Source organism: Frigoribacterium sp. MCBA15_019 (assembly GCF_001864945.1).
GTDB lineage: Bacteria > Actinomycetota > Actinomycetes > Actinomycetales > Microbacteriaceae > Frigoribacterium.
Map to the genome: position 1 here is coordinate 319,738 of NZ_MJGS01000001.1, position 24,792 is coordinate 344,529.

General features: G+C 72.6%; 25 protein-coding genes. 7 read left to right on the forward strand and 18 right to left on the reverse strand.

Annotated elements, in window-relative coordinates; all coding sequences use genetic code 11:
* Positions 1 to 43: 43 nt before the first annotated feature.
* The 3 genes from BIV04_RS01460 to BIV04_RS01470 form a co-directional block, all read right to left on the reverse strand.
* A complete protein-coding gene (locus tag BIV04_RS01460) occupies positions 44 to 598 on the reverse strand; it encodes a DUF3090 domain-containing protein (protein ID WP_071253523.1) in 555 nt (184 codons plus the stop codon).
* A gap of 33 nt (positions 599 to 631) precedes the next feature.
* Positions 632 to 1,354, reverse strand: a complete 723-nt coding sequence (locus BIV04_RS01465) for a histidine phosphatase family protein (protein WP_071253524.1) — start codon at positions 1,352 to 1,354, stop codon at positions 632 to 634.
* A gap of 141 nt (positions 1,355 to 1,495) precedes the next feature.
* Complete coding sequence (locus BIV04_RS01470) at positions 1,496 to 2,353, reverse strand: NAD(P)H-binding protein (RefSeq protein WP_071253525.1); 858 nt, start codon at positions 2,351 to 2,353, stop codon at positions 1,496 to 1,498.
* A 91-nt stretch (positions 2,354 to 2,444) separates the two neighbouring features.
* Between BIV04_RS01470 and BIV04_RS01475 the strand changes: the two genes are divergently transcribed.
* A complete protein-coding gene (locus BIV04_RS01475; RefSeq protein WP_083396040.1) occupies positions 2,445 to 2,813 on the forward strand; it encodes a helix-turn-helix domain-containing protein in 369 nt (122 codons plus the stop codon).
* 40 nt (positions 2,814 to 2,853) lie between these two features.
* Here the strand turns inward: BIV04_RS01475 and BIV04_RS01480 are convergent, their stop codons facing one another.
* Genes BIV04_RS01480 through BIV04_RS01500 form a run of 5 tightly spaced genes read right to left on the reverse strand, consistent with a single transcriptional unit; the run spans position 2,854 to position 9,383 of the window.
* Positions 2,854 to 4,080, reverse strand: a complete 1,227-nt coding sequence (locus BIV04_RS01480) for an acyl-CoA dehydrogenase family protein (protein ID WP_071253527.1) — start codon at positions 4,078 to 4,080, stop codon at positions 2,854 to 2,856.
* Positions 4,077 to 5,825 (reverse strand): ABC transporter ATP-binding protein, encoded by a 1,749-nt coding sequence (locus tag BIV04_RS01485; protein ID WP_071253529.1) that lies wholly within the window; start codon positions 5,823 to 5,825, stop codon positions 4,077 to 4,079. The genes BIV04_RS01480 and BIV04_RS01485 overlap by 4 nt, the downstream gene beginning before the upstream one ends.
* Positions 5,822 to 6,775 (reverse strand): ABC transporter permease, encoded by a 954-nt coding sequence (locus BIV04_RS01490; protein ID WP_083396142.1) that lies wholly within the window; start codon positions 6,773 to 6,775, stop codon positions 5,822 to 5,824. The genes BIV04_RS01485 and BIV04_RS01490 overlap by 4 nt, the downstream gene beginning before the upstream one ends.
* Positions 6,772 to 7,719 carry an ABC transporter permease gene (locus tag BIV04_RS01495; RefSeq protein WP_071253530.1) on the reverse strand — a complete coding sequence of 316 codons (948 nt, stop codon included), beginning with the start codon at positions 7,717 to 7,719 and terminating at the stop codon, positions 6,772 to 6,774. The genes BIV04_RS01490 and BIV04_RS01495 overlap by 4 nt, the downstream gene beginning before the upstream one ends.
* Complete coding sequence (locus BIV04_RS01500; RefSeq protein WP_071253532.1) at positions 7,716 to 9,383, reverse strand: ABC transporter substrate-binding protein; 1,668 nt, start codon at positions 9,381 to 9,383, stop codon at positions 7,716 to 7,718. The genes BIV04_RS01495 and BIV04_RS01500 overlap by 4 nt, the downstream gene beginning before the upstream one ends.
* Positions 9,384 to 9,564: 181 nt before the next feature.
* Between BIV04_RS01500 and BIV04_RS01505 the strand changes: the two genes are divergently transcribed.
* From BIV04_RS01505 to BIV04_RS01515, 3 genes are all read left to right on the forward strand, one after another.
* Positions 9,565 to 9,834, forward strand: coding sequence for a hypothetical protein (locus tag BIV04_RS01505; protein ID WP_071253534.1), 270 nt, complete (start codon positions 9,565 to 9,567; stop codon positions 9,832 to 9,834).
* An 85-nt stretch (positions 9,835 to 9,919) separates the two neighbouring features.
* Positions 9,920 to 11,320: an NAD(P)/FAD-dependent oxidoreductase gene (locus BIV04_RS01510; RefSeq protein WP_071253535.1), complete on the forward strand. Its 1,401-nt coding sequence runs from the start codon at positions 9,920 to 9,922 to the stop codon at positions 11,318 to 11,320.
* Between the two features lie 53 nt (positions 11,321 to 11,373).
* Positions 11,374 to 11,985 carry a histidine phosphatase family protein gene (locus tag BIV04_RS01515; protein WP_071254619.1) on the forward strand — a complete coding sequence of 204 codons (612 nt, stop codon included), beginning with the start codon at positions 11,374 to 11,376 and terminating at the stop codon, positions 11,983 to 11,985.
* A gap of 35 nt (positions 11,986 to 12,020) precedes the next feature.
* Here the strand turns inward: BIV04_RS01515 and BIV04_RS01520 are convergent, their stop codons facing one another.
* Positions 12,021 to 12,689, reverse strand: a complete 669-nt coding sequence (locus tag BIV04_RS01520) for a response regulator transcription factor (protein ID WP_071253537.1) — start codon at positions 12,687 to 12,689, stop codon at positions 12,021 to 12,023.
* A 119-nt stretch (positions 12,690 to 12,808) separates the two neighbouring features.
* On the opposite strand from BIV04_RS01520, the gene BIV04_RS01525 reads away from it, so the two are divergent.
* Complete coding sequence (locus BIV04_RS01525) at positions 12,809 to 13,090, forward strand: GlsB/YeaQ/YmgE family stress response membrane protein (protein WP_071253539.1); 282 nt, start codon at positions 12,809 to 12,811, stop codon at positions 13,088 to 13,090.
* A 108-nt stretch (positions 13,091 to 13,198) separates the two neighbouring features.
* Here the strand turns inward: BIV04_RS01525 and BIV04_RS01530 are convergent, their stop codons facing one another.
* The 7 genes from BIV04_RS01530 to BIV04_RS01560 form a co-directional block, all read right to left on the reverse strand.
* Positions 13,199 to 14,158: an alpha/beta hydrolase fold domain-containing protein gene (locus tag BIV04_RS01530; RefSeq protein ID WP_255364104.1), complete on the reverse strand. Its 960-nt coding sequence runs from the start codon at positions 14,156 to 14,158 to the stop codon at positions 13,199 to 13,201.
* Positions 14,159 to 14,216: 58 nt separating this feature from the next.
* Positions 14,217 to 15,128, reverse strand: a complete 912-nt coding sequence (locus tag BIV04_RS01535) for a hypothetical protein (protein ID WP_071253541.1) — start codon at positions 15,126 to 15,128, stop codon at positions 14,217 to 14,219.
* A gap of 162 nt (positions 15,129 to 15,290) precedes the next feature.
* Positions 15,291 to 15,686 (reverse strand): hypothetical protein, encoded by a 396-nt coding sequence (locus tag BIV04_RS01540; protein ID WP_071253543.1) that lies wholly within the window; start codon positions 15,684 to 15,686, stop codon positions 15,291 to 15,293.
* Between the two features lie 304 nt (positions 15,687 to 15,990).
* Positions 15,991 to 17,277 (reverse strand): cytochrome P450, encoded by a 1,287-nt coding sequence (locus BIV04_RS01545; protein WP_071253545.1) that lies wholly within the window; start codon positions 17,275 to 17,277, stop codon positions 15,991 to 15,993.
* Positions 17,274 to 18,824: an FAD-dependent oxidoreductase gene (locus BIV04_RS01550; protein WP_071253547.1), complete on the reverse strand. Its 1,551-nt coding sequence runs from the start codon at positions 18,822 to 18,824 to the stop codon at positions 17,274 to 17,276. Before BIV04_RS01550 ends, BIV04_RS01545 begins: the two co-directional genes overlap by 4 nt.
* A gap of 42 nt (positions 18,825 to 18,866) precedes the next feature.
* Entirely contained in the window at positions 18,867 to 19,913 is a 1,047-nt protein-coding gene (locus tag BIV04_RS01555) for a zinc-binding dehydrogenase (protein ID WP_218141780.1), read from the reverse strand.
* 139 nt (positions 19,914 to 20,052) lie between these two features.
* Positions 20,053 to 21,507: an MFS transporter gene (locus tag BIV04_RS01560; RefSeq protein ID WP_083396043.1), complete on the reverse strand. Its 1,455-nt coding sequence runs from the start codon at positions 21,505 to 21,507 to the stop codon at positions 20,053 to 20,055.
* Between the two features lie 96 nt (positions 21,508 to 21,603).
* Between BIV04_RS01560 and BIV04_RS01565 the strand changes: the two genes are divergently transcribed.
* Positions 21,604 to 22,314 (forward strand): TetR/AcrR family transcriptional regulator, encoded by a 711-nt coding sequence (locus BIV04_RS01565; RefSeq protein ID WP_218141781.1) that lies wholly within the window; start codon positions 21,604 to 21,606, stop codon positions 22,312 to 22,314.
* Positions 22,311 to 22,880: a cysteine hydrolase family protein gene (locus BIV04_RS01570; protein ID WP_071253550.1), complete on the forward strand. Its 570-nt coding sequence runs from the start codon at positions 22,311 to 22,313 to the stop codon at positions 22,878 to 22,880. Before BIV04_RS01565 ends, BIV04_RS01570 begins: the two co-directional genes overlap by 4 nt.
* A gap of 50 nt (positions 22,881 to 22,930) precedes the next feature.
* Here BIV04_RS01570 and BIV04_RS01575 read toward each other — a convergent pair whose 3' ends face one another.
* On the reverse strand, positions 22,931 to 23,593 hold the full coding sequence (locus BIV04_RS01575; RefSeq protein ID WP_071253552.1) for a response regulator transcription factor: 663 nt from the start codon (positions 23,591 to 23,593) through the stop codon (positions 22,931 to 22,933).
* Complete coding sequence (locus BIV04_RS01580) at positions 23,590 to 24,762, reverse strand: sensor histidine kinase (protein ID WP_071253554.1); 1,173 nt, start codon at positions 24,760 to 24,762, stop codon at positions 23,590 to 23,592. Before BIV04_RS01580 ends, BIV04_RS01575 begins: the two co-directional genes overlap by 4 nt.
* Positions 24,763 to 24,792: the final 30 nt, after the last annotated feature.

Consider the following 24,792-nt stretch of genomic DNA (forward strand, 5'->3'; position numbering starts at 1 on the left):
CCGGTCACCTCGGTCGGCGCGTCCTCAGCCGACGCCGACGACATCAGACGTCGCCGGGCAGGACGCAGACGTGTCCCTCGGGGTCGATGGGTTGACCGCAGAAGGGGCAGAGCGGCCGCCCGGCCCCGACGATCTCGAGGGTGCGAGCGGCGAACGCCCGCGCCGTGCCGACGGGGATGCGCACGACCATGACCTCGTCGGGCTCGAGCACGGTGTCGTCGTCGATCTCGGCCTCGTCGTCGACCTCGATCAGCGGGAACGCCTCGATGACGACCTGGGCGGTCGACGGGTCCCAGCCGAGGCTGAGCGCCCCGGCCCGGAACTCGGGTTCGACGGGTTGGTCGAGCGGCTCGTTGTCGACGAGCTCGACCGGGATGCCGGTGGGCACGCTGACCGGGTTGCCGTCGGCGGCCATCACCTGGTCGAGGATTTCGTCGATCTTCTCGGCGAGGGCGGCCGACTGCATCTTCTCGAGGCCGACGCTCGTGACGCGCGCGCCGTCACGGGCCTGGAGGTAGAACGCACGGGAACCGGGGCGACCGACGGTCCCGACGACGACTCGGTCCGGCCAGTCGAAGGTGTGGACGATGGAGGGCATGCCGTGAGTCTACGAGCGCCCCGCCGCCGACGCTCAGGTCGCGGGAGGCTCGTCGCCGGCGGACGAGCCGCTCGCCGGACCCGCGCCTCCTCCGACGGCGGCGTCGGCCGCGGGAGCCGCCTGCCGCAGCCACGAGAGGTCGCCCGAGTCGGTGTTCGTGGCGACGACGTCGGGCCGGTTCGGCCCGTAGCGGACGATCGACACCGAAGCGGGGCCGACGCTGATGCGCTGGAAGAGGTCGAGGTGCATGCCGTACGCGTCGGCGAGGATCGACTTGATGATGTCGCCGTGGCTGACGGCGACCCACACGGCGCCCGGACCGTGTTCGGCCTCGAACGCGGCGTCGTGACGACGGACCGCGGCGACCGCCCGGGCCTGCATGGTCTGCAGGGACTCGCCACCGGGGAACACCGCGGCCGACGGCTGGTTCTGCACGACCGACCAGAGCGACTCGCTCGCGAGCTCCTTGAGGGGCCGACCCTGCCAGTCGCCGTAGTCGCACTCGGTGATGCCGCGGTCGATCGGTGTCACCGGCGTACCGGACTGGCGGTCGAGGATCGCCCTCGCCGTCTGACGGCAGCGCTCGAGGGGGCTCGACACGACGCCGACGAGCGGCACGACGGCGAGCCGCTCGGCCGTGCGCCGCGCCTGCTCGCGTCCGACGTCGTCGAGCCGGACGCCCGCCGTCCGTCCGGCGAGCACGCCGCTCGCGTTGGCGGTGGTGCGTCCGTGTCGGACGAGGACGAGTGTGGCCATGCCCCGAGCCTAGACACCGGGACCCGACCGGCGACGCCGGGACCGGCCCACCCGCGTCGGGAACCGATCCGACGAGGAGGCGCGGTGCCGGTCGTCCCGGCACCGCGCCTCCTGCGGTCTCCCGTCCGGCGGTCGGCGTGACTACGCCGAGGCGGCGGTGAGGGCCTCGACGAGCGGGGTCGTCGGGCGGCCGATCAGACCGGAGAGGTGGCCGCTCGTGTCGGCGAGCAGCCCGTCGCGGATGTTCCCGTCGAGCGCGACGACGAAGCCGACCGTGCCCTCGTCCAGGCCGAAGCCGCGCAGGCGCTCGGCGTGCTGCTCGGGCGTGAGCGACTCGTAGCGGACGGGCCGGCCCGTGACGACCGAGAGCGCCTCTGCGAACTCGTCGAAGTCCCAGGCGTGGTCGCCGGACAGCTCGAAGGTGCGACCGGCGGTCGACTCGTCGAGGGCCGCGACCGCGGCGGCCTCGGCGTAGTCCCGACGGCTGGCGCTGGCGAGACGGCCGTCACCCACGCTCGCGGCGACCACGCCGGAGTCGCGGGCGGTGGGGATCTCGCCGACGTAGTTCTCGGTGTACCAGCCGTTCCGCAGCAGCGTGGCGGGGACGCCGGAGGCGGCGAGGTGCTCCTCGGTCGCCTTGTGCTCGGGCGCGAGGATCAGGGGCGAGGTCGATGCCGCGAGGACGCTCGTGTAGACGATGCGGGCGGCACCGGCGGCCTTCGCGGCGTCGATCACGGCGGCGTGCTGCGGGACCCGCTGGCCCACCGCGTCGCTCGAGATCAGGACGACGACGTCGCCCGCGTCGATGACCGCGGCGATCGTGTCGGGTCGGGTGTAATCGAGCTCGGCGGTGCGGACGCCCCGCTCGGCGAGGTCGGCCAGCTTCGAGACGTCGCGCGACGTGGCGACGACGCTCTCGGGGGCTGCGCCGCGGGCGAGGAGGGCCTCGACGACGAGGCGGCCGAGCTGACCGGAGGCGGCGGTGACGATCGTGGACATGGTGTTCCTTTCGGTTGCGTGCCGGGGACAACGACGACGATCCACCGGGACTTCCCATGTGCAGGTACGCACCTTTTCGTAAGCTACTGACGTGGACGTCGGAATCGTGAACCCTGCCCGCCCTGCCCCCTCCGGCCGTTTCCCGGCGGAGTGCCCGAGCCGCGTGGTGCTGACCCACGTGACGAGTCGGTGGGGCGTGCTGATCCTGCTGGCGCTCGAACGCGGGCCGATGCGGTGGGGCCAGTTGAGACGGGAGATCGAGGGCGTCAGCGAGAAGATGCTCGCCTCGACCTTGAAGACCCTCGAGGCCGACGGCATCGTCCATCGGGCCGCCCAGGCGACGATCCCGCCGCGGGTCGACTACTCGCTGACAGAGCGCGGCACCGACCTCGCCGCGCGCCTCGTGCCCCTGATGGACTGGATCCTCGACAACGCCGACGAGATCGTCGCGGGCCGATGACCGGTCGCTGCCCCACCTGCGCCCCGCGCGGGCCGCTCCCTCAGGCCTGCCCGGTGGACCAGAAGTAGGTCAACGGGGCGTCGTTGACGAGACGGTCGCCGATCACCCGCTGCTGCAGCACGACCGGGTTGTGCGACGAGAGCGTCCTCGCGTTCCGCCAGTGCCGGTCGAGTGCCCGGTCGCGGTCGGTGGCACTGGCTCCGCCGACCTCGAACAGGGTGGTCGTCGCCCGGAGGGCCACCTCGACCACCGTCACCTGCGCCCGGATGGTGACGAGCTCGGACGCCTCGATGCGGTCGAACGCGTCCGGATCTCCGGCCACCACGGCGTCGTGGGCACGGTCGATTGCCGCGGCCGCGCTCAGCACCAGGGACTCGGCCGCGAGGGCGTCCGCCGAGACCCGCCCCACGACCGACTGGACCAACGGGTCGGCGGCGGCCGTCGCCGCGACGCCCTGGCTGTAGGCGCGGGTGCGGGTGCGCACGAACTCGACGGCATCACGTTCCGCCGCCGACGCGACGCCGGCCAGCGAGGCCAGCAAGACGGTCTGCAGGAAGGCCGGCAGGGGCGTCCGCCGCTCGTCGCGCTCGGGCCGGATCTGGGACGGCTCGACCCGCACGCCGTCGAACCGGGTCGTCCCACTCCCGGTGAGCCGCTGGCCGAACCCGTTCCAGTCGTCGCGGACGTCGACCCCGTCGTCGTCGACCCGCACGGTGACCCCGACGACCCGGCCGGCCGGCGTCGTCGCGGTCACGGTCGTCCAGTCGGCGAAGAGCGTGCCCGTGCTGTAGTGCTTCTCGCCGTGGAGCCGCCAGCCGTCACCGTCCGGCACGAGGTGCGTCACGAGCGATCCCACGCGGGCGGCACTGCGCTCGTGGCTCGCGTTGCCGAACACCTCGCCCGCCGCGACCTGCTCGAACCAGAGACCGCGCCGCACGAGGTCGTCCGAGGTGTCGAGCAACAGCTCCTCGACGAAGGCGAAGTGCGCCCGCAGCAGCTGCGGCAGGTTCGAGTCGGCCCGCGCCAGCCGCACGAGCAGGGCGAACAGGTCGGAGGGCCGGGCGCCGGAGCCGCCGAGCCCGACCGGCACGGTGACGGCCGTGAAGCCGGACTCCGCCAGCTGCCGCACCTGTTCGAACGGCAGCTCGCGCTTCAGCTCGCGGTCGACGGCGCCCTCGGCGATGCGCTCGAACACGGGCTCGAACCGGGCGAGCAGGTCCTCGCGGGTCGGCGTGGCCGTCGGTGCGATGGTGGTCGTGTCGGTCATCGGGGGTCTCCGGTGGGATCGGTGGTGGTCGTGGTGGTGTGGGTGGTGGTGGCGGCGGACAGGCCACCCCCGGGGACGGCGGCGAGCAGACGGCGCGTGTATTCGGCGACGGGACGCTCGAGCACCTGCTCGACCCGCCCCTCCTCGACGACCCGTCCGTCCTTCAGGACGAGCACGCGGTCGCTCACGTGCCGGATGACGCCGAGGTCGTGCGAGATGAACAGGGCCGAGGTCCCGTAGCGGGCGCGGATGTCGGCCAACAGGTCGAGCACCTGCGCCTGCACCGACACGTCGAGGGCACTCACGGCCTCGTCGAGGACGAGCACGTCCGGGTCGGTGGCCAATGCGCGGGCGATGGCCACCCGCTGGCGCTGGCCGCCCGAGAGGGTCGACGGGTGGCGGCCGGCCAGGCCGGGGTCGAGCCCGACCCCCGCGAGCAGGTCGTCGACGCGGGCACGGGCGTCCGTCGCCGCGGCACCCTGACCTCCCCGCGCGCTCGCCGCAGCGCGCAGGGCTCCCGTGACGAGCTGGCCGACCGACCGACGGGGGTCGAAGGAGCTCAGGGGGTCCTGCGAGACCGTCGCGATGCGCGGTCGATCGGGTCGCCGCTCCCGCTCGAGGAGGGCCGACCAGGGCCGGCCCTCGAACAGCACCTCGCCCTCGTCCGGGGCGGTCAGGGCCAGGGCGATCGCGGCGGTGGTCGACTTGCCCGAACCCGACTCGCCAACGATGCCGAGGGTCTCGCCGGCGTGCAGGGTGAACGAGACGTCGTCGACGACCGTGCGAGTGACGCGATCCGGCCCCCGGTAGCGCTTGGTGACGTGACGTACCTCGAGCACGGGGGTGCCCGGGGCGGGGACGGGCCGATCCGCGGGACGCGCCGCGAGGGTCGCCGGTGCCGCCGACGAGAGGCGGCTGCCGCGGGCGTGCGCCGTGGGGATCGCCGCCAGCAGACGCTTCGTGTAGGGATGGCTCGGCGCCCCGAGCACCTGGTCGGTCGGCCCCTGCTCGACCACGACGCCGTGCTGCATCACCACGACCTCGTCGGCGAGACGTTCGACCACGCCGAGGTCGTGGCTGATCAGGACGAGTCCTGCCCCGCCGGTGCGCAACTCGTCGAGCAGGGCGAGGATCTGCGCCTGGACGGTCGTGTCGAGCGCGGTGGTCGGCTCGTCGGCGATCAGGACCGCGGGCTCGAGGGCCACGGCCGCGGCGATCAGTGCGCGCTGCCGGAGACCTCCGGACAGTTGCGAGGGCAGCTGGCGGGCCCGGAGGCGCGGTTCGGGGACGCCGACCCGTTCGAGCAGCTCGATCACCCGGGCCTCGCGGGCCCGTCGATCGCCGTACCGGTGGACGCGGAGGGGCTCCGCGATCTCGGCCCCGACGCGGCGCAGCGGGTCGAGCGAGACGAGGGCGTCCTGCAGGACGTAACCGATCTCACGCCCGCGCAGGCGCTGCCAGTCGCGGTCGCCGAGGTCGGTGAGGTCGCGACCCGCGAGCCGGAGGGTCGAGGCGGTCGTCGCGGCGGTGTGGCCGTTGAGCCCGAGCAGCGCCTTGGCGGTGACGCTCTTCCCCGAACCGGACTCCCCCACGATGGCCGTGCAGCGCCCGGCCTGCACGGTGAACGAGACGTCGCGGACGACCGGGTGGCCGCCGAACGCGACCGACAGGCCCCGCACGTCGACGAGCGGGCCGGCCGTGTCGAGTCGCACGGCCTCGGGGTCGAGGACGGGTTCGGGGCTCATCGCGCGCCTCCCGGGGTGGTGAGGGTCTGGATGCTGCGGCCGACGGCCGTCAGCGACAACGCGAGCAACACGATGACGACGCCGGGGAAGAAGTCGAGCCACCAGGCCTGTTGCAGGTAGTTGCGGCCGGCGTTGAGCATCGCGCCCCACTCCGGGGCCGGGGGTTGGACGCCCATGCCGAGGAAGCCCAGCGCCGACGCCCAGACGATCGCCTGGCCGATGCCCAGGGTGACCAACACGGTCAACGGCCGGAACGCGTTGGGCAGCAGGGTGTGGACGAGCACGTGGGCCGGCCCGTGGCCCAGGGCTCGCTCCGCCTGGACGTACGACGAGTCCCGCACGGCGAGCACCTGGCCCCGGACCATCCGGGCGTAGCCGGGGATCGTGGCGACGCCGACGGCGAGGATCTGCGTCCCGGCCGAGTTGCCGGCGATCGCGACGAGGATGAGGGCGAGCAGGATGCCGGGGAACGCGTAGAGCACCTCGATCACGCGGGTGACGACCGCGTCGACGGCCCGACCGCCGAGTCCCCCGAGCAGGCCCAGCAGCGTGGCGCCGGCCAGCCCGAGGGCGGTCGCCCCCACGCCGATCAGCACCGACTGCCCGGCCCCGTGCACGACGCGCGAGTAGACGTCGCGCCCGGACTGGTCCGTGCCGAACACGTGCTCGGCGCTCGGTGCCGCGAAGCTCTTCGCGAGGTCGATCGCGAGGGGGTCGGCCGGTGCGAGCAGACTCGGCCGGACCGCCGCGAGGAGCACGGCCGCGATGAAGGCCGCGGCGACCCAGGTCGAGACCCGGCGGAGGGGGTGGGAGGCGCGGCGCACGCGACGCGGGCCGGGCGCGGTGGCTACCGGGTCGGCGTCGTGCGGACCGGCCTCGTGCGGACCGGTCGGTCGGTCGGTCGCGGTGGGGACAGGGGGCGCCGCGGTGGCGGTGGACGTGGTGCTCATGCGGGTGCTCCGATCGTGGTGCACAGCCGGGGATCGACGGCGACGTACGCGACGTCGGTGAGGACGTTCGCGACGACGTAGACGAGGGCCACGACGAAGGTGATGCCGATGACGAGAGGGAGGTCCTGCGCGTTCACCGCGGTGACGAGCACCTGGCCGACTCCCTGGCGGGCGAAGACGACCTCGACGACGACCGCGCCCGAGATCAAGGAGCCGAGTCCCCAGCCCGAGAGAGTGATGCCCGGCAGGGCGGCGTGGCGGAGGAGGTGTCGCGCCCGGACGGCGGCCTCGGACAGGCCACGAGCCCGAGCCGAGAGCGCGAACGGCTGGTCCTGGGCGTCCTCGAACTCGTCGCGCGTGACCTGCCCGAGGAACCCGGCCAGCGGGATGGCGAGGGTCAGGGCCGGCAGGACGAGTCCGGGCAGTCCCGTGCCGATCACCGGGAACCAGCCGAGGCGCACCGCGAAGACGAGCAACAGGACGAGGCCGAGCCAGAACTGCGGCAGACCGGCCGCGACCGTCTCGACGACCGAGCCGATCCGGCCCAGGAGGCCGCGCCTCCCGGCGGTGAGCAGCGTCGACGTGATCGACAGCAGCCAGGCGAGACCGAGCGCGGTGGCCGTGAGGGCCAGGGTCGAGCCGAGCTGGCCGCCGATCACGCTGACGACCGACTGCTTGAGCGTGTACGACTCCCCGAAGTCGAGCCGGACGAGGCCGAGCAGGAACGACCCGTACTGCGCGAGCAGGGGACGGTCGAACCCGTACTGGGCCGTCACGGCGGCGACGGCCTCGGGTGTCGGGTGGGCGGCCGCGCCCCCGAGGATGGCGACGGCGGGGTCGCCGGGCACGGCGTGCTCGAGGAAGAACACGATGGTGCCGACGGCCAGCAGCAGGACGACCGACTCGGCGACGCGACGAGCGATGCGGAGGACCCAGGGGTTCATCGGTCGCCGCCGTCCACGAAGTAGGCGTCCGACAGCACCGGCTCGCCCTCGGAGGGCTCGATCCACACGTCCTTCACCCGGTTCGAGATGCCCAGCCGGGTCTGGATCGGGTAGAGCGGCAGGCTCCAGGCCTTCGAGGTGAGGATGCGCTGGGCCTCGGAGTAGAGCGCCGCCTGTTCGGTCGGATCGGTGGTGGCCGTGCCCGCGATCAGGACGCGGTCGAGCTCGTCGTCGGAGGCGAAGGCCGAGTTCTGACCGTTGCCGACGTCGAGGGTCGCCTTCGAGTACTTGATGTACATCACGTGCGGCGTGGGGCTGTTCCAGTAGTTGCCGATGAGGTCGTACGCGTCGGGGTCGCCCCAGACGGCGTTCATGCTGGCGGAGTCCAACGCCTCGAGGTCGACCTCGATGCCGACCTCCTTCTCCATCGCCTGGATGTTCTGCAGGATCGTCAGGTCGGCGGGCGGCGTCTCGGCACCGTCCGCGTTGTAGGGCAGGCGCACGGTCAGGGTCTCTCCGTCCTTGGTGCGGTATCCGTCGGCGTCGCGGCCGGTCCACCCGGCGTCGTCGAGCAGGCGGTTCGCCTCGTCGGGGTCGTACGGGAACGGCTCGTGGTAGGTCTCGTCGTAGTGCGGCGTGCCGGACGAGACGGCGTCGCCTTCGTACGGGAAGACGCCGGCGTAGGCGCTCTCGACGGCGGCGCGGGCGTTCGAGGCGTGGACGAAGGCCTTCCGCACGCGGATGTCGTCGAACACCGGGCTGGTCGTGTTGAGGTCGAGGCTGAACGGCGAGCCCGAGTGGACGAACTCCTGCAGGCTGATCGTCGGGTCGGCCTCGGCGAGCTGCTGGCTCTCGGGCGGCACGTTGAAGATGACGTCGGCCTCGCCCGAGCCGAGCGCGCCGTACCGGGTGGTGTTGTCCTTGAGGAACCGCCAGGTGATGCCGTCGAGGTAGGCGGGGCCCTGGTGCTTCGCGTCGGCGGGAGCGGAGTCGTAGTCGTCGTTGCGCACCAGCTGCACGTCGCGGCCGTGGTTCCACGCGACGACCTCGAACGGTCCGGTGCCGACCGGCGACTCGCAGTTCTCCTCGAGGCCGCGCGCCATCGCCGTGGGCGACTCGATGCCGAAGAACGCCTGCGACAGGGCGGCGAGCAGCGGCGAGTACGGGCGGGACAGGTCGATGCGGACGACGTGCTCGGACAAGGCGGTCGCGCTCTCGAAGTACCCGGTCAGGTACAGCAGGTCGGTCGACGACTGGGTGGCCGGGTCGAGGATCTGGGTGAAGTTGTCGACGACGGCCTGCGCGTCGAGCGGTGTGCCGTCGTGGAACTCGACGCCCTCCTTCAGGGTGAAGTCGTACTGCGTGCCGTCGTCCGAGATCGTCCACGAGGTGGCGAGCCAGGGCACGACGCTGCCGTCCTCCTGCAGCGAGACGAGGGAGTCGAGGTACTGCCGGGCGACGTAGGTCTGGGGCATGTCCCCCGAGTTGTGCGGGTCGAGGCAGGTGGGCTCGCGGTCGGTGGCGTAGACCAGGGTGCCGCCGCGGACGGGGCCACGGTCGACGACCTCGGCGGAGTCCGCGCCCGAGCAGCCGGCGAGCAGCGCGACGAGCGCGGCGGCGGTCGTGGCGACCACGGGGAGGCGTCGGGAAGGAGGTCGGAGCATGGGCGAACCTTTCGTCGAGGCCCGAACCTACGGACGTGTCGACCCCCCGACCAGTCGCGTGACGCCACGCGACACCCGTCGTCTCAAACCGTCACACGCGCCCCCGGGACTTGCGCCGACGTCTTGAGCGCGCCGAGACGTGGACGTACGGTGGAGAGGTCGACGACGACTAGGGGGCTCCATGGACGACGAGACGACACAGGACCGAGGCCGGCTGAGGCTGCACCGGCCGACGTTCCGGGGATCGGCGGTCGGGTGGGGCATCTCGGCCGTGGTGTGGCTGTCCTGCTTCGTGGGCTCGGGTCTCGGCATGATGCGCGAGGGATCTCCCGGTGTGCTCGGCGTCCTCTTCCTCGTCGCCCTCGGGCTGGCGAGCGCGGTGTGCGTGACGGGCACGGTGTCGACCATCCGGCATCCCCGTCCGGCGCCCCCGGCCCAGGACGCTCCCTAGCCTCCGCTGTTGTCGACGGCTTCCGCCCATCCGCACCTGGTTGAGTTCGCCCAGACGACCGACGCGACGAAGGGACAGGCAGCACATGGGCATCTCGGAGAAGGACTACGACGTGGCCGTCATCGGCGCCGGTCCGGCAGGCACCGCGGCAGCCCTGCGGGCGGCCGAGCTCGGGGCTCGTGTCGTCGTCGTCGAGGCGGGGCGCGTCGGTGGCACCTGCGTGAACACCGGGTGCGTGCCCACGCGGGTGCTGGCCAAGACGGCCCGGCTCATCCGCGAGACCCGACATGCGGACGTCTACGGCGTCGACGTCGCTCCCCCGACGATCGACTGGGCGTCGACCGTCGCACGCGTCCGGGAGCGCGTCGACAAGGTGCGGTCGATCAAGCGGGAGGCCGAGCGGTTCGAAGCCGCGGGCGTCGAACTGGTCCACGAGGGCCGGGCCCGGTTCGTGGACGACTCGACCCTCGTCCTCGACAGCGGCCGCACCCTCTCGGCGGAGTCGATCCTCGTCTGCGTCGGCGGACATTCGCGCCGACTGCCGATCCCGGGGAGCGAACTCGCAACGGTGCCCGAGCACGTCCTCGACCTGCCGACCCTCCCCCGTCGGGTGGCCGTGATCGGCGCGGGCAACACGGGCGCGCAGCTCGTCACCGTCTTCGATGCGTTCGGCAGCGCGGTCACGCTCCTCGACGTCGCCCCGCGGGTGCTGATGGCATCGGATGCGTCGATCTCGGAGGCGGTCTCCGCGGCGTTCGTCGAGCAGGGCATCGACGTGCGCACCGGGATCGACGGCGTCGAGGGCCTCGCCCGGTCCGACGACGGGTCGATCGTCCTGACCTGGCGGCAGGACGACGCCTCGTCCTCTGCCGAGTTCGACGTCGTGATCATGGCCACGGGGTGGCCGGCGGACGTGGAAGACCTCGGTCTCGAGAAGGCCGGCATCGACGTGGAGCGCTCGTCGATCCCCGTCGACCGGTACTTCCGGACCGTCGTGCCGCACGTGTTCGCCGTGGGCGACGCTAACGGCCGCGACATGCTCGTCCAGGCCGCCCAGTTCGAGGGCGAGGCCGCCGCCGAGAACGCCGTCCTCGGCGCCAACCGTCGCACGCCGCACCACCTCCTGCCGGCCGGTGGGTTCACCGACCCGGACTACGCCGGCGTCGGCCTCACCGAAGAACAGGCCCGTGAGGCGGACGAATCGTGCGTGGTCGTCACGATCCCCTACTCGACCGTGGACCGGGCCGTGATCGACGACCGCGAGACGGGGTTCCTCAAGCTGATCGCCGACCGTCGGCGCGAACTCGTGCTCGGCGCCCACGCCGTCGGCGAGAACGCCGTCGAGGTGGTCCAGGCGGTCACCACCGCCATGGCCGGCGGTGTCGACGTCGCCACCCTGGCCGAGGTGCGCTTCGCCTACCCCACCTACAGCGCCGTGATCGGCATGGCGGCCCGGGCCGTGCTGGCGGATCGCACCGCGCGCTAGGAGCCGGCGGGCACCGTGGCACGATGGACGTGCCGCCCCGACAGAAAGCCACGATGCGCCTCCTCCTCATCCGCCACGGCGAGACCGCCGACAACGTCGCCCGCACCATCGGCTCGCGACCCCCGGGCCCGCCGCTCTCTCCGCTCGGCCGCAAACAGGCCGCCGACCTCGCGACGACCCTGGTTCACGAACCGCTCGTCGCCGTGCACTCGTCGCGCCTGCGCCGGGCCGGCGAGACCGCCGCGATCGTCGCCGTAGGCCTCGGTCTCCCTCACCATGAGGTGGACGGTGCCCACGAGATCGACGCCGGCGACCTGGAGGGGCTGCCCTACGCCGAGGCCCTGCCCCGGTACGCCGGCACCATGCAGCAGTGGTGGACCGATCCGGAGGCGCGCATCCCCGGAGGCGAGAGCGGCACCGAGTTCACGGCCCGGTTCCACGCGGCGGTCGATCGGGTCGTCGATTCGACACCGGCGGACTCGACCGCGGTGCTCGTCTCGCACGAAGCCGCCATCTGCGTCTGGGCGGCCGACACCGCCCGCAACCTCGACGCCGAGTTCAGCCGCACCCACGGGCTGCGCAACACCGGCTCGGTCGTCCTCGAGGGCTCGACCGAGGGCGGCTGGACCGCCGTGTCGTGGGACGGCGAAACCTTGGCGCACTGAGCCGCGCGTCCGACGACCAGGCCGCAGCGCGCCTCCTACGGGCCGCCGAGCCAGTGGTCGATGCGGTGGTGGTCCGGGCGGAAGCCGTTCTGCACGCCCCACAGCACGGCCTGCGTCCGGCTCGTCGCGCCGATCCGCCGGTAGACCGACCGGATGTAGGACTTGACGGTGTTCGGGCTGAGGTAGGTCAACGCCGCGACCTCGGCGTTGCTCTTGCCCTGGGTGATCAGGGCCAGGATCTCGGACTCACGATCGGTGATGCCCTCGCGGCGGCCGGGCCAGTCGAGGCCCGGCGCGCTCGGCGCGCGCCCCCGCACGTCGCTGACGACCTGCTCGCCACGATGGACCGCCTCGAGTGCCTCGACGAGCTCGCGGGCGGCGAGGGTCTTCGACAGGTACCCGTGCACGCCTTGCGCGAGCGCCGCCTCGACGAGCTCGGGGTGGAAGTTCCAGGTGTAGACGACCACCTTGCCGGCCGCGGGGTTGGCGACCAGCTCGGCGAGCTCGTGGTGGTCGGACTCGGGCTGGGCGAACGAGTCGTAGAGGACGACGTCGACCCGGTCGGACAACGACGTCGTGGCGTCGACCTCGGCGACGACCACGCGGTCGCGGTAGCGGTCGAACATGTGGGCGAGGCCGGCGAGGACGACGTCGTAATCGTCGACGAGTGCGACGGTAATCGACCGGGTCGGAGCGAGGGGCATGAGGACACCATCCCACCCCGAGGGGTGTGCCGCCACACCTGCAGGGGTGGTCTGCTGAGTCATGCGACGCCACGGCACCGACGGTGCCGGTCGCTCATCTCTCCCGGAAGGAGAACACCATGATCGGTCTCATCATCAGCTTGCTCGTCGTCGGCCTCATCGCAGGGTTCATCGCCCGCGCGGTCGTCCCGGGCCGCCAGAGCCTCTCCATCGCCATGACGATCCTGCTCGGCATCATCGGCTCGTTCGTCGGCGGGTTCCTCGGCTTCCTGCTGTTCCAGCACGACCCGACGGACGGCTTCTTCCAGCCCGCCGGCATCATCGGTTCGATCATCGGCGCGATCGTCGTCCTGGTCGTCTGGGTCGCCGTCTCGGGTCGCCGCAGCACCGCTCGCCGCTGATCGCTGGTCGCCGCCGGGGTGGCTGTCCCACAGCCGCCCCTGGTCGCGCCGAGGCAGGAGCACGCGCCCGGCCCCGTCGGGCCACCGCGTTCGGTGCCGCCCCCGGGCTCAGGTCGCGAGCGAGCGGTGCAGCGTGCGGACGATCTGCGCGCGGGCGGCACGACCCGATCGGGTGGGCAGCAGCGGGTACGCGTGCACGTCGCCCTCGCCTTCGTGCCACTCGAGCTCGACGCCGGCCGCGGCGGCTTGGTCGCGCAGGAGGTGCGCGTCGGGGTTCAGGACGTCCCGCGTCCCCGTGAACACCGTCACCGGTCCGAGCCCTGCGAGGTCGCCGAACAGGGGGCTGACGACGGGGTCGCGCAGGTCGAGCTCGCCCCGCCAGTGCTCGGCCAGCACGCGTCCGCCGGGTGTCCCGAGCCACGGGTCGGACGGCTGCACCTCGGGGATGCGGGGGTTGCCCCAGGTCAGGTCGAGCGCGGGGGCGATCAGCACCGTGCGGGCGACGACGACGCCCGCGTCCCGCAGCGACAGGGCGGCCGACAGCACGATCTGACCGCCGGCCGAGTCCCCGGCGAGGGCGACCGGGCCGTCTGCCGAGGCGACCAGGTCGAGGATGCCGACCCGCGCCTCCTCGGCCGTCCCGTACGGGACCAGGGGGTAGATCGGCAGGACGACCGTCGTGCGGGCCTCGGCGGCGAGCTGGGCGGCGAGGTGCCAGTGCTGCGACACGATCTCGCCCACCCAGCCGCCGCCGTGGGCGTAGACGACGGTGCCGCGCGACGCGCCGTCCCGCCGCGTGATCGTGTAGACCCGCCAGCCGCCGCGCTGCTCGACGTCGACCCGGACGTCGTCCCGGAGGACGGCAGGCGGGCCGTAGGGTGCCGGCCGGAGGGACGCCCGACGGATGCGCCGTCGCGCACCGGCCTCGATCACGAAGGTGCGGTTCGCCCCGGTCACCCGGAGGAACATCGGGACCGCCGCTCGGGGCAGGACGAGCCTGGCGGCGAGGGGCACCCGGACGGTGTCGAGGGAGGCGCGGGAGGGCATCCGAGGGAGGCGCGTGGTCACGGCCGCGACGATACCCCGGCGGCTGCCCGAGCGAGCGCCGATCGTCGCGCCTGACCCGTCACGCCTCGACGAAGCACGTGGTGACCATGAGGACGATGGGCCCCGCGTAGACGGTCGGGTAGTCCCGTAGCCAGTCGGCCTCGGCCCGGAACCGCCCGGGCTCCTCGCCCTCGGTCACGGCCCTGACCTCGCGGGACTCCCAGAGCTCGACGACGGCAGCGACGTCGCCCGTCGCCGTCGGCGCCGCCTCGGCTCCCGGTGCCGGCTGGGTCCCGTCCGGGCCGGTGGTGCTCCGCCAGTCGTAGCTGTAGGTCCATTCCACACCGCTGCTGAGGTTGTCCAGGTGGCAGCTGTCACGTCGGACGCCGCCGGCCCGCTCGCCCGAGACCGACTTCAGATCGGGGTCGGCCCCGAGGGCGCGCACGGTCTCGTCACCCAGCTCTGCGAGCTCCGCCTGGACGTCGCGCTCTTCTGTCCTCCGTTCGAGCTCCGTGGGCGGCTGTCCCTTCTGCAGGGCGAGCTCGACGGTCTTCCTCGTCTGGTAGGTCAGGACCATACCGTGGGTCGGCAACGCGATCACCAGGATCGCGAGGGAGGCGATCAGCACCACACGCGAACGGGTGCGGTCCCGCCGCCGCGCCCGCACCTCCCTCACCGCGACGACGACGGGGAATCCGACGCCGACCGCGGCCCCGACCAGGAAGCCGATCAGGACGCCCGTCCGGTCCAGGTTCGGGCCCCCGGTCGGGAACGACTCCCGCAGCTGGACTGCGATGTCGATGATTCCGCCGGCGGGCAGCGCGACGATCATCAGCGCGACGAGGACCGCGGCGCGGGCCCGCGGGGTGAAACCGGGCGACGGACGAGGCGTTCGTGGGCCGACGGGGGCGTCGCCGTAGTCGCCGGCCTGGTGCGGCGGGAGGTCGTCCTCGGGGACGATGCCGCGCGCCTCGTCTGTGTGGTCGGTCATGCCTCGACGCTACTCAAATGGCTACCGACAGGTCTGCCCCCGCGGTCACGACACCGGTCGCCGTCGGAACGGACGGGTCGCGATGTCCAGGTGGCCGTCCGGCTTGCTGCCCGTGCCGCGCCACCGCCACAGGACCGCCACCGCCACCGCGCATCGACCCGATCACGGGGCAGCCGGCCGGCTCCAGAAGTCACCCCGCACCTCGAACCCGTTCCCCGAGTCCTCCGTGTAGACGTTGATGCTGCGGGGGTCGAGGAATGTGCCCGGGAGGCGGTCGCCGAGCTGCGCGTCGAGCTCGGCCCTCAGTCGTGCCTGCGTCACGCCGTCGGCTGGTTCGACGTCGAAGACGGTCCAGCAGCCACCTGACCCGCACTCCTTGCCCGTCGACGTGACCACGGCGGTCGCCGGGAAGCCCATCTGCGCCTCGGTCGGCGCATCGCCCTCGGTCGCCCCCAGCGCCTGCAACGAGTAGCGTCCGAGGAGCAGGACGACGGTGATCGCCAGCAGCGCAGCGGCGCCGAGCCCGACCCCGACGGCGACCCACCGCCTGGTCGTCACCTTCGTCGAATGCCCCGTCACATCGACAGAGTGCCAGGCCCGGGGCCAGCCGAGTGTCATCGGCGGCATCGTCATCGCCCTGCTGTCGCTCGTGCCGATCCTCTTCGGGGCAGTCCTTCTCGCGTACATCGCCTCCCCGTAGCTACTCGTCCCCGAGGGGCACGCGCGTCCGCCGACGGGCGGACGCGCGCCGTGCCACCGTCCGCGAGCACGGTCAGGTGGACGAGCACGCCCCGCCCCGCCTCGGCCGGCCGCTGCCCTTGCTCGTCGGCCCGCCGTCCGGTGTGGTGGTCGAGACACGTCGTCAGGACACCGTCGTGGCCGGCAGCACCCGGCCGAACGTGATGTCCAGCCGGCTGGGACCCCGCAGGAGCGGGTTGCGGCGGTAAGGAGGAGGGTCCTCGACGAGGCGGACGTCCTCGAGTCGGATGAACAGCTCGGCCAGGGCGATCTGGGTCTCGAGGCGGGCGAGCGGGGCACCGAAGCACGCGTGGATTCCGGCTCCGAAACCGAGGTGGTCCCGGTTCTCGCGTAGGGGGTCGAACCGGTCGGGGTCGGCGAAGTGCCGCGGATCGCGATTCGCCGCCGCCCAGGCGATCCAGACGGGAGACCCCTTCGTGATCGTCACGTCGGCGACGCGCACGTCCTCCAGGGCCACGTACTTCGGGGTGACCTGAGCGGGTGGCTCGAGCCGGAGCAGCTCCTCGAAGACACGAGGCATGGTGCTCGGGTCGGCGCGGAGTCGGTCGAGCTCCTCCGGGTGCCGCAGGAGCGTCAGGGCACCGTTGGCGATCATGTTCACCGTCGTCTCGTGCCCTCCGATCAGCAGCATGATGGTGGTGCTGATGATCTCGCTCGTCGACATCGGCCCCTCGGTGCCGTGGTCGTTGACCAGCCCGGAGAGCAGGTCGCCCTGCGGTGTTCCTCGACGGACCTCGGCGAGGTGGGCCAGATAGGCACCGAGCTCACGGGTCGCCGTCGACGCCTCCTCCCGGAGGGCCTCGGCCTCCTCGGGGGTGGTCGCCTCGGGAGGCGCGATGATCGCCATGCTCCAGGCGTGGAAGCGCGGTTCGTCCTCGTGCGGAACGCCGAGGACGTCGCAGATCATCATCACCGGCAATGGGTAAGCGAAGGCCTCGACGAGATCGACGGCACCGGATGCAGGGAAGGCGTCGACGAGGGCGGATGCCGTCCGGCTGATGTCGGCGCGGAGGTAGTCGATGTAGCCGGCGTGATGCGGGGGCCCGAAGTGCCGCATCGTCTGGCGTCGGAGACGGTCGTGGGCGGGCGGGTCCTGCATCACGAACGCGGCGGTGAGCCCGGGGCCGGCGTCGCCGACCTCGTCGCGGCCGGCGAGCGGATCCGAGCTGATGCGAGGGTCGTGGACCACCTGGAGGATCTCGTCGTAGCCCGTGATCAGGAACGCCCCGTCGTCGAGTCGCTGGACCGGCGCGGCGTCGCGGAGGCGCGCGTACAGGGGGTAGGGATCGTGCCGGTTCTCGTGGTCGAGGAACCGGTCCCACGTCGCGCTCGCGGCGGACGAGCCGCCTGAGACCGGGCAGCCGGGGCGGGAATCGGGAGAGGTGTTCACGGGGTGGTCCTTTCGTCGGAGTGCTGAGCGGAGGTGTCGGGCCGGGTGATGCGGGACCGAGGGCGCACGGTACGCTCGGCGTCGGGCGGGTCGTCGACGGTTCGCCCCTCGGGCGGGAACGAGGCCCCCTCGCCGATCTGTCGCCGGTAGTGCTCGACCCACTTGACGTGGTCGAGGGCCGTGGCGCCGACCACTCGGTCGCCGGTTCCGTACACGGCCACGAACGCTCGCCGAGCGGTCGACCCCTGGGCGATCACCACGCTGTCCGCCGCCTCGGGCATCCCCACGGACTTGATGACGTGGCCGAACTGGTTCGACCAGAACACGGGGACCTCGTCGTGCCGGGCCTGCCCGCCGGTCCGGATGTTGTCGGCCGCGACGGACGCCTGGCTCACCGCGTTGCCCCAGTGCTCGACGGAGACCCTCCGCCCGTCGCCCGACGGGTGCGGGAAGGCAGCCACGTCACCGGCGACGAACACGTCGTCGAGCACGGTGCCGTCCGGTCCCAGCGCGCGGCAGGAGGCATCGCAGTCGACTCCGAGAGGCCCGACCGCGACTCCGGACCCGCTGAGCCACTCGGTGTTCCGCAGAGCGCCGATGGCGACGACCACCACGTCGACGTCGACCTCCGACCCGTCGGAGAACGTGGCCGCCGTGACCGTCCCGCGCGCATCCGCGCGCAGGCTCGTGACGGTGGTGCTCGACCGCAGGTCGACACCGTGTTCGCGCTGCACGTCGGCGAGGACGTCCGCGACGGTGTCACCGAGTGCTCGAGCGAGCGGCGCACGACCCCGGTCGACCAGGGTGACGGGGATGTCGAGACGCCGGCACGCCGAGGCGATCTCCGAGCCCGTGAACCCTCCCCCGATGACGAGCACTCGACGGGGGCGCGCGACGAGGCGGGCGCGGAGACGCTCCGCGTCGTCGGCGGTCCGGAGGGTGTGGACTCCGTCGAGACCTGCGTCACGAGCGACGGGCCAGGGGCGGGCTCGCGTGCCGGTCGCGATGAGCACCCGGTCGTAGGGCACGCGGCCACCGTCGGCCAGCAGGACGGTGCGGGCGCGGAGGTCGAGACCGGTCGCCGCCTCGCCGAGGCGCCACTCGACGTCCAGATCGGAGGCGCGGGGAAGTCGCGTGCCCCGAGCGCCGGCCGTCCCGAGCAGGACCTGCTTCGACAGGGGCGGCCGGTCGTAGGGCTCGTCCGGCTCGTCTCCGATGACGGTGACGAGGCCGGTGAAGCCTCCCGATCGGAGGGTCTCGACCGCGGTGAGGCCGGCCAGGGACGCCCCGACCACGACCACCCGATCGGTGGCCGTCAAGGCCGTCGGTGCGGAGGCTTCCGGGGCGGGCCTCCGGTGTTCCCCGTCGAGCCGGATGGCCTGCACGGGGCAGGCCGCCGCGGACTGCTCGATGCGTGCCCGGAACTCCTCCGACGGGTCGGGATCGTAGACGAGGGCCTCCTCGCCCTCGAACCGGAACACGTCGGGGGCCAGGAACGCGCATTGCGCGTAGCTCTGGCACCGGGTCATGTCGACTGCGATTCGCATGTTCTTCTCCTTCGCGTGGGTCTGACGGATGACGGGTGGGGCTCAGGCGAAGGTGACGACCACCTTGTCGGCGGCACCTGGCGTCGCAGCGGCGACCAGCGCTTCCTGAACGTCCTGGAACGGGTAGCGGTCGCTCACGATGACGGCGTATTTCTCCCAGTTCTCGACGATGTCGGCGGTCACCTCGAAGATCTCGGTCGGGTAGCCCATCGAGGTGACGATGGTCAGCTCGGCGCCGAGCAACTCGCCGAAGTCGACCTCGACGGGGGCCTTGTGCACGCCGACGATGCCGACGACGGCTCCGTGACGGGCGATGGAGAAGATCGTGCGCAGCACAGGGGCCGCGCCGGTGGCGTCGAGGTAGACGGTGCTGCCGGCCTTCCGCACGCCGCGACGTGCCGGGCCTTCGCCGTGCAGCTCGACGAGTCGCTCGAGGACGTCGTCGACGGAGGAGTCGATGACGGCGTCGGCGCCGATGCGGGTGGCCTTCTCCAGCCGCGAGGGCACCACGTCGACGACCACCACGCTCTCGACACCGGCGGCCATCGCACTGATGGCGACGCCGAGCCCGACCGGGCCGGCGCCGAACACGACGACCCGGTCGCCGGGACCCGCGCCGGTGCGGTTCACCGCGTGGCGGGCGACAGCCATCGGCTCGTTCAGCGCGGCGACCTCGAACGGCACGTGCTCGGGCACGGTCAGGAGGCTGCGCCAGAGGACGGCGTCCTGCACGAGCAGGTAGTCGGCGAGACCGCCGGTCGTCCCGCCACTGCCGATGATGCCCGTGGGGGCGACCATGGGGTTCACCACCACGTGGTCGCCGACCGAGACGCCCTCGACGGCGGATCCGACGACGACGACCTCACCGGCGGGTTCGTGGCCGAGAGGCGTCCGGCCCTCGAGGCCCGGAAGGCCGCCCAGCGAGACGTAGAAGCCGTCGGACCCGCAGATGCCACACGCCCGTACCTTCACCAGCACGTCGGTCGGACCCGGCGTCGGCACCGGGGCCTCCACGAGATCGACCATGCCAGGGCCGGTGACGGTGGCGACGTGCATGGTCGCCGGGACGGGGGTGCTGATCGTGGTCATCTGCGTCTCCTCTGAGGTGGTCGCGGGCTCGTGCCCTGCGTCCCTTCGAGTCTCGGTCGACGTCGCGGACTCGACGTCGTCCACGAGGACCGATCGCGGCTGCTGCGATCGCAGTAGCTCCGATGGCAGCGGCTCCCGGTCAGCGCCGGGAGCCGGGGGCGCGGTAGCGGGGCAGGAACGCGGCGACGAGCAGGGCGGCCAGCGCCGCCGCCGCACCCACGCCCATGACGAGGCGGAAGGCGTCCTCGGAGGGCACGGCGACGCCTCCGAGATCGAGGGTGAGCTGGGCGAGGACGACACCGGCGACGGCGCTCGAGAGCGATGTGCCGATCGAGCGCATCAGCGTGTTGAGGCTGTTCGCCGAGGCCGTCTCGGAGGCCTTCACGGCACCCATCACCAGCGACGGCATCGCGCCGTACGCGACGCCGATGCCCGCGCCCACCACGATCGAGATGACGACGAGTTGCCAGACCTCGTCGAGCACGACGATGCCGATGCCGTAGCCCACGGCGACGAGCAGGGCGCCGAGCATGAGCGACCACTTCGGACCTGCCGTCGCGGAGATGCGCGCCGACAGAGGAGCCACCGCCATCATCACGAGGCCCGAGGGGGCCATCACGAGCCCGACGACGAGCAGGGACTGCCCGAGACCGTACCCGGTCTCAACAGGCAGCTGGATGACCTGCGGGAACACCAGGGACATCGCGAACATGGCGAACCCGAACAGCAGCGACGCGACGTTCGTCAGGAGCACCTGTCGGCGGACGAGGGTGCGCAGGTCGACCAACGGACCCGGCGTGCGCGACTCGTACGCACCCCAGGCGACGAAGACGACCACGGCACCGAGGCCGAGCCCGAGCGTCAGCGGCGACGTCCAACCCCAGTCGGCCCCCTTCGAGACGGCCAGCAGCAGCATGATCAGGCCTGCCGAGATGCCGGCCGCGCCGACGAGGTCGAAGCGTCCGCCGGCCCGGACGGCGGACTCGGGCACGAGGGGCGTCACGAGGAGGAGCGCGACGGTGCCGAGGACGGCCGCGGCCCAGAAGAGCACGTGCCAGTCGGCGTTGTCGGCGATCAGGGCGGCGACGGGCAGGCCGAGGGCCCCGCCGACGCCGAGGGACGCGCTCATCAGGGCGGTGGCCCCGCCGAGCCGCTCGGCCGGGAGTTCGTCTCGCATGATGCTGATGCCGAGCGGGATCACGCCGGCCGCGAGACCCTGCAGGGTGCGAGCCACGATCATGGGCACGAGGCTCGTGGCCAGGGCTCCGACGACCGATCCGGCGACGAGCAGCACGATGCTCAGCAGCAGCATGCGGCGCTTGCCGTACATGTCGCCGAGTCGACCGACCGTGGGGACGGCGACGGCCCCCGCGAGCAGGGTGGCGGTGATCGCCCACGTCGTGTCGGCGGCCGACGCATCGAGCAGCTGCGGCAGCTGAGGGACGAGGGGGATGACGAGGCTCTGCATCAGTGAGACGACGATCCCCGCGAAGGCGAGGACCGCGACGATGCGCGTGGGCGAGGCGGCGGGAGGCGGGGCCTCCGACCCTGACGGGACGGTGGTCGTGCGGGTGGTTTCTGCAGGAGCGCTCATGCGTGTCCTCCGGGTCGGGTGCGGACGCGCCGTTGCGTGTCGAGCAATCTAAGTCAGTCACTTGACTGACTGCAAGTGCCGGGCTTGACTGGGTCCATGACCAGGCCCTCACTCTCTTCCCGAGCACGACCGGACATGGGCCCTCACGGCGGACGCCCCCGGGCCGAAGCGACCGGACGCTCCGCCCAGAGCCGCGAGCTGCTGCTCGAGACCGCCGAACGGCTCTTCGCCGAGCACGGCATCGTCGCGGTGTCGAACCGCCAGATCAGCGAGGCGGCAGGCCAAGGCAACAACAGTGCGGTGGGCTACCACTTCGGCACGAAACTCGATCTCGTGCGTGCGGTCGCCCGCCGACACTCGGCCGACATCGACCGGCGACGCGAGGAGATGGCGATCCGGGTGACGGGTTCGACCGACGTCCGCGACTGGGTGGACTGCATGGTGCGCCCCAAGATCGACCACCTCGATTCCCTCGAGCAGCCCACCTGGTACGGCCGGTTCGTGGCGCAGTTGATGACCGATCCGGCCCTCAGCGAGGTGGTCCAGCAGGAGGCGCTGGAGACCCGCTCGCTCCGGCTCGTCCTCGAGGGGCTCGAGCGGTGCCGACCCGAGCTGCCGCCCGAGGTACGCAGCGAGCGGGACGACATGGCCCGACAGCTCATCGTGCACACCGTCGCGGAACGCGAGCGCGCGCTGGCCGACGACCTCCCCACGCCCCGGGGCACGTGGCCCGCCGCCGCCACCGGCCTGGTGGACGCCATCACGGGACTCTGGCTCGCCCCGTGGACACCCCAGGAGGACAGATGACACTCGAAGAGATCCCCGCGACGAGCGCACTGCTCGTCGTCGACCTGCAGCACGGCACGACCTCGGCTCCGAGTGCGCACCCGATCGACGAGATCGTGGCGAGGGCGGCGCGCCTGACCGACGCGTGGCGCCGTACGGGCCGAACGGTCGTCCTGGCCTCGGTCGACGGCACCCCGCCCGGTCGGACGACGTACCAGGACGGTGCACAGAACTGGCCCGAGCCGTTCGCCACGGTGCGGCCCGAACTCGGCTCCGACCCGGACGACGTCCGCGTCGTCCGCCGCTCGTGGAGCGCCCTCGCCGGAACGGGCCTGCACGAAGAGCTCGCCGCGCGAGGGGTGCAGCAGGTCGTCGTGGTGGGCCTCGCCACGAGCTTCGGCGTCGAGTCGACCGCCCGTGCCTCGTACGACCTCGGCTACGACGTCGTCGTCGTCTCGGATGCCGTCACCGACAGGTCCCGGGAGGCGCACGACCACGTGCTGTCCCGGGTCGTGCCCGGACTCGGTCGGGTCGCCAGGACCGACGAGGTCCTCGCCCTCGTCGGCCGGCCGCCCTTCCTCGACTGACCGCCTTCAGCGCGGCGTCGAGGCTCTCGGCCCCGCGCGCTCCGTGACGGTCACGTGGGCATGATCCCCGCCCGGACGGCCAACGAGACGAGCTGCCCCCGGTCGGTCGCGCCGACTTTGGCCATGGCCCTGTTCGCATGCGTCTTCACGGTGAAGGGCGAGAGGTGCAGGCGCGCCGCGATGGTGGCCCCGTCCAGCCCCGAGACGATGGCCTCGACCACCTCGCGCTCCCGTGGGGTGAGCGTCGCGACGAGGTCCGCCACGGCTCGATCGACGACGACCGCCCGGTCGTCGGCCACGTGGTTCACGACGACCCCGACCGCGTGGTCGGAGAGCGCACGGCCCCCCGCCGCGACCTGCCGCACCCCGTCGGCGATCTCGGACGGGCTCGCGCTCTTGCTGAAGAACCCGTCGGCCCCGGCACGGAGGGCGCGCAGGACGTTCTCGTCCTCGTCGAAGGTCGTCACGACGAGGATCCCCAGCTCGGCGGCGGGCCGGAGCAGGCGGACCCGCCGGACGGTCTCGACCCCGTCGATGCCCGGCATCCGGAGGTCGACCAGCAGCACGTCGACCGCGGTCGTCGCGAGCGTCCGCAACGCCTCGAACCCGTCGGCCGCCTGGGCGACGACCTCGAGGTCCTCGGGCGCGCCGACGATGGCGGCGAGACCGGCGCGGATGATGTCCTGGTCGTCGACGATCATGACCCGGATCACCGTCGCGCCTCCTCGAGCGCTGCGCCGGCGCCGGCCGCGTCGGCGGGCAGGACGGCTCGCAGCCAGAACACCTGACCCTCGACCCAGTGCTCGACCCGCCCGCCGACCGACGCGGCGCGCTCCGTCATGCCGACGAGCCCGTGACCACCGGAGTCGCATAGCCCGGTGGCGGGTCCTCCCCCGTCGGCCCGCACGTTCGCCGCCTCGATCAGCACGGCCTCCGCGATCTCGACGCGCAGGGACACCTGACCGCCGCCGTGCTTCAGCGCGTTCGTCAGCGCCTCCTGCACGATCCGGTGCGCGGCGGTGCTCACGACCGGGGCCAGCGGGCGATCGAGCCCCCGGAGGGTGGTGTCCACGACGAGCCCGGCAGACCGTGCGGACGCGACGAGGGAAGGGATGCCGGCGTGATCGGGCGGGGGTGCGAGATCGGACGGAGCGTCGCCTAGTCGCAGGACCCGCAGCACCTCCTGCGTCTCGACCAGCACGGCCCTGACGGCGTCCCGCGCGGAGTCCAGGGAGGCGCGGGTCGCCCGGTCCGCGTCGCTTACGGTGACCTGCGCGGTGCCGAGGTGCACGCTCACGACGGCGATGTGGTGACCGATGCTGTCGTGCAGGTCGCGGGCGATGCGCAGGCGCTCCTCCGCGACGCTTCGGTCGACGGCGGCGCGCCGGTTCTCGACGGCGTCGCGCGCCCGCCCCTCGAGCTCGGCGCGCCACCTCAGGTTGGAGCGCACGGCGCTGCCGGCCGCTGCCGCGGCGATGCCGCACACCGCCGCGATGGACGCGGTGGGCCTCTCGAGGCTGACCTGCCCCTCGTGGAGGGCCACCGCCACGGCGCTGGTCACGCCGACGACCGAACCCACCAGGACGGCGGGGAGGCGGCGGAGGCTCTGCAGGAACGCCGCGAAGACGGCGATCGACCAGGCTCCGGTCGGGTCCGCGCCTCCCAGCGACGCCACGATGCCTGCCAGCGAGACGACGACGAGGGCGGCGACGGGGCGACGCCGGAGCAGGCCGACGCCGAGCACCGACGCGAGGCCGGAGGCGACGGCCGGGAGCACCGGTCCATCGTGGAAGAACGGCGCCACGAGGTTCACGATCAGCGCCAGGAGCACGACGACGAGGACGAGGCGTTCGGCGCGACGGACGCCGGCAGGAGAAGGCACGCCCCGATCCTGGCAGGACGGCCCGCCGGG

Bases quoted from the DNA above. Each gene is read 5' to 3' on its own strand.
- BIV04_RS01495 (WP_071253530.1), bottom strand. From the start codon at position 7,719: ATGAACCCCTGGGTCCTCCGCATCGCTCGTCGCGTCGCCGAGTCGGTC.
- BIV04_RS01480 (WP_071253527.1), bottom strand. From the start codon at position 4,080: ATGACCGACACGACCACCATCGCACCGACGGCCACGCCGACCCGCGAG.
- BIV04_RS01555 (WP_218141780.1), bottom strand. From the start codon at position 19,913: ATGACCACGATCAGCACCCCCGTCCCGGCGACCATGCACGTCGCCACC.
- BIV04_RS01500 (WP_071253532.1), bottom strand. From the start codon at position 9,383: ATGCTCCGACCTCCTTCCCGACGCCTCCCCGTGGTCGCCACGACCGCC.
- BIV04_RS01490 (WP_083396142.1), bottom strand. From the start codon at position 6,775: ATGAGCACCACGTCCACCGCCACCGCGGCGCCCCCTGTCCCCACCGCG.
- BIV04_RS01560 (WP_083396043.1), bottom strand. From the start codon at position 21,507: ATGAGCGCTCCTGCAGAAACCACCCGCACGACCACCGTCCCGTCAGGG.
- BIV04_RS01505 (WP_071253534.1), top strand. From the start codon at position 9,565: ATGGACGACGAGACGACACAGGACCGAGGCCGGCTGAGGCTGCACCGG.
- BIV04_RS01460 (WP_071253523.1), bottom strand. From the start codon at position 598: ATGCCCTCCATCGTCCACACCTTCGACTGGCCGGACCGAGTCGTCGTC.
- BIV04_RS01510 (WP_071253535.1), top strand. From the start codon at position 9,920: ATGGGCATCTCGGAGAAGGACTACGACGTGGCCGTCATCGGCGCCGGT.
- BIV04_RS01470 (WP_071253525.1), bottom strand. From the start codon at position 2,353: ATGTCCACGATCGTCACCGCCGCCTCCGGTCAGCTCGGCCGCCTCGTC.
- BIV04_RS01515 (WP_071254619.1), top strand. From the start codon at position 11,374: ATGCGCCTCCTCCTCATCCGCCACGGCGAGACCGCCGACAACGTCGCC.
- BIV04_RS01550 (WP_071253547.1), bottom strand. From the start codon at position 18,824: ATGCGAATCGCAGTCGACATGACCCGGTGCCAGAGCTACGCGCAATGC.
- BIV04_RS01570 (WP_071253550.1), top strand. From the start codon at position 22,311: ATGACACTCGAAGAGATCCCCGCGACGAGCGCACTGCTCGTCGTCGAC.
- BIV04_RS01485 (WP_071253529.1), bottom strand. From the start codon at position 5,825: ATGAGCCCCGAACCCGTCCTCGACCCCGAGGCCGTGCGACTCGACACG.
- BIV04_RS01465 (WP_071253524.1), bottom strand. From the start codon at position 1,354: ATGGCCACACTCGTCCTCGTCCGACACGGACGCACCACCGCCAACGCG.
- BIV04_RS01535 (WP_071253541.1), bottom strand. From the start codon at position 15,128: ATGACCGACCACACAGACGAGGCGCGCGGCATCGTCCCCGAGGACGAC.
- BIV04_RS01565 (WP_218141781.1), top strand. From the start codon at position 21,604: ATGACCAGGCCCTCACTCTCTTCCCGAGCACGACCGGACATGGGCCCT.
- BIV04_RS01520 (WP_071253537.1), bottom strand. From the start codon at position 12,689: ATGCCCCTCGCTCCGACCCGGTCGATTACCGTCGCACTCGTCGACGAT.
- BIV04_RS01525 (WP_071253539.1), top strand. From the start codon at position 12,809: ATGATCGGTCTCATCATCAGCTTGCTCGTCGTCGGCCTCATCGCAGGG.